The sequence below is a fragment of the Pseudoalteromonas sp. S2893 genome (genome assembly GCF_005887105.1).
Classification (GTDB): Bacteria; Pseudomonadota; Gammaproteobacteria; order Enterobacterales; family Alteromonadaceae; genus Pseudoalteromonas; species Pseudoalteromonas atlantica.
This window is the reverse complement of the sequence record NZ_PNCY01000150.1, coordinates 1-258: the sequence shown is the minus strand read 5'-3', so window position 1 is coordinate 258 and position 258 is coordinate 1. Positions and strand designations below refer to the sequence as shown.

1 pseudogene is annotated in these 258 nt (G+C 37.2%); it reads right to left on the bottom strand.

Features of this window, described 5'->3' with window-relative positions:
• Positions 1-258, bottom strand: a pseudogene (locus CWC04_RS19740) (hypothetical protein); the annotation flags it as partial.

Below are 258 nucleotides of genomic sequence, written 5' to 3'. Positions count from 1 at the left end.
GCCCCTGCTTGAGCGGCTCACTAAATTTATAAATTAGTCGGGTTTTTAATATTTGGCCATTTTTTGTTACCTTTCTGGCTCTGCATTCGTATTGTACTACTTGATTATTGGTGGTGTTAAACATAGCGTGAAAATTAGGCAGTATGCGGTTGGTATCAAATGCTTCTTCAACATATTTGGGTAGGCTTACAAAGTATTGATATTTGTTTTTTACATCGCTAATTACTTTTCTGTAGCTAACATCCTTACCGCGGCCAT